This is a genomic window from Streptomyces sp. NPDC005195 (assembly GCF_040608315.1).
Classification (GTDB): Bacteria; Actinomycetota; Actinomycetes; order Streptomycetales; family Streptomycetaceae; genus Streptomyces; species Streptomyces kaempferi.
Genome location: NZ_JBEXHZ010000277.1, coordinates 1 through 1,981, shown reverse-complemented (window position 1 = coordinate 1,981; position 1,981 = coordinate 1). Strand labels below are relative to the sequence as shown.

At 68.9% G+C, this 1,981-nt stretch carries 1 protein-coding gene; it reads left to right on the top strand.

The window, feature by feature from the left end:
- Window positions 1-218 precede the first annotated feature (218 nt).
- The gene (locus ABZV34_RS38925) at window positions 219-1,892 is read left to right on the top strand and encodes an esterase-like activity of phytase family protein (RefSeq protein WP_356287855.1); all 1,674 of its coding nucleotides are present in this window, start codon (window positions 219-221) and stop codon (window positions 1,890-1,892) included.
- Window positions 1,893-1,981 lie beyond the last annotated feature (89 nt).

The window sequence follows — 1,981 nt, the reverse complement described above, 5'->3', positions numbered from 1 at the left end:
GTCGGCGGTCGGCGGTCGGCGGTCGGCGGTCGGCGGTCGGCGGTCCAGGGTCCTTGAAGGCGACAACAGAGCAGCGCCGGGCGGCTCTTGCGCCGGGGGGCGCCACGCCCCCTCGCGGCCCGTACCGGTCGAAGGATTGCGAAGAACCGGTGCTCTCTGTATCGAGGCTTCACCAAATGCCCCCTCAGAGTTCATCATTGACCGACAAGTTCTGCGGTGTGACTTCAAGACCTATCTCCCGCAAGCCCACCCGGATCGCCATCGCGATCGGCGCCACCGTCGCAGCCGTGGGCGCAGGCACGGTCGCGGCCCAGGCCGGCGGCTGGTTCTCGGCCCCGTCCCACGACTTCGGCACGGTCTCCGACTCCTTCTCCGGTCACGGCACGCTGACCGGCGACGTTCTGCGGAACGACCACGGCGCGACCGCGGTCGTACGCCACACCGACCCGTCCAACGGCAAGGTGACGGTCAACGCGGACGGCACGTTCTCGTACATCCCCGAGTCCGGCTTCAAGGGCACGGACACCTTCACCTACACGGCCACCGACGCGGTTCAGCTGTTCAAGGACGCCCAGGCGAACGGGACCCCCATTCCGCCGCTGACGCAGGTCGCAGGTCCGGGCGGCACCACCACCAGGATCTCCGGTGAGGGCTTCGGTTCGTCGCTCACTCCGGTGCCGGGCAGGTCGGGCCACTTCTACGGCCTGACCGACCGCGGCCCCAACGCCGACGCCCCGGACGGCAACAAGTCCGAGATGGTCCTCGACTTCACGCCTGAGATCGGTGAGTTCAAGCTCGTCGACGGCAAGGCCCGGCTCATCAAGACCGTCACCCTGAAGGGGCCGAAGAGCCTCGGCGGTGTGGCGTACAGCGGCCGTCCGCCGCACGACACGAGCGAGACGATCGACGACCCCGCCGCGACGAACGCCAACGGCGGCACCCCCACTCCCGTGACCAGGGACCCGTACGGTTACGACTCCGAGGGCCTGGTGGCGCTGCCGGACGGCACGTTCTGGGTGTCGGACGAGTACGGCCCGTACCTCACGCACTTCGACGCGCACGGCTACGAGTTGGGCCGGCTCACCCCGTACAGGAACAGCCCCGACAACGCGTACCACAAGATCCTCGGGTACCTGCCGGCCGAGCTCGCCAACCGCTCGAAGAACAAGGGCATGGAAGGCCTGACGGTCACGCCCGACGGCTCGACCCTGGTGGGCGTCATGCAGGCCGCGTTGCAGCAGCCGGATCTCGGAAGCACCAAGGCCGGCAATGTCGCGGCCACGCGTATCGTCACGATCGACCTGCACACGCACAAGTCCAGGCAGTACCTGTACCTGCTGGACAACCCGGCCACCACGGGCGCCGCCAACAGCGAGATCACCGCGCTGTCCAGCACGACGTTCCTGGTGGACGAGCGTGACGGCAACGTCGAACCGTTCGCCCAGAAGACCCTCTACGAGGTCGACATCAACGGCGCGACCGACGTCAGCGGCCTGACGATCGGCGGCAAGTCGCCCGAGGCCCTGGTCGGGACGGCCGGCACCAACGCCGCGCTCACCTCGCTCACGGGCGCCGGTGTCCACGTCGCGCAGAAGCAGCCGTATCTCAACGTCGGCACGCTGGTGAGTCAACTCGACCCCAGCGGCGCGTTCTTCGGCCACGACAAGGTCGAGGGCGTGGCCACCGCGAACTCCGGCAGGACCGTGTACCTGTCCAACGACGACGACTTCGGCATCGACACCATCGCGGTCGACCCCGACGGGAAGTGGACGGTGCACCAGAAGGTGCTGCCGCCCACGCGGCAGGAGGACAGCGGCGAGATCCTGAAGGTGGACACCACCAAACTGCCGGCGGTCCTCAAGACCGTCACGGTGACGGTTCACGTGCGCTGACGCACTTCACAGCCGTCGGGGGGGGGCCCACCCGGGGGGGGTGCCGGGCCCAAAACAGGGGGGGGGAAACCCCCCGGGCCCCGGGCGGG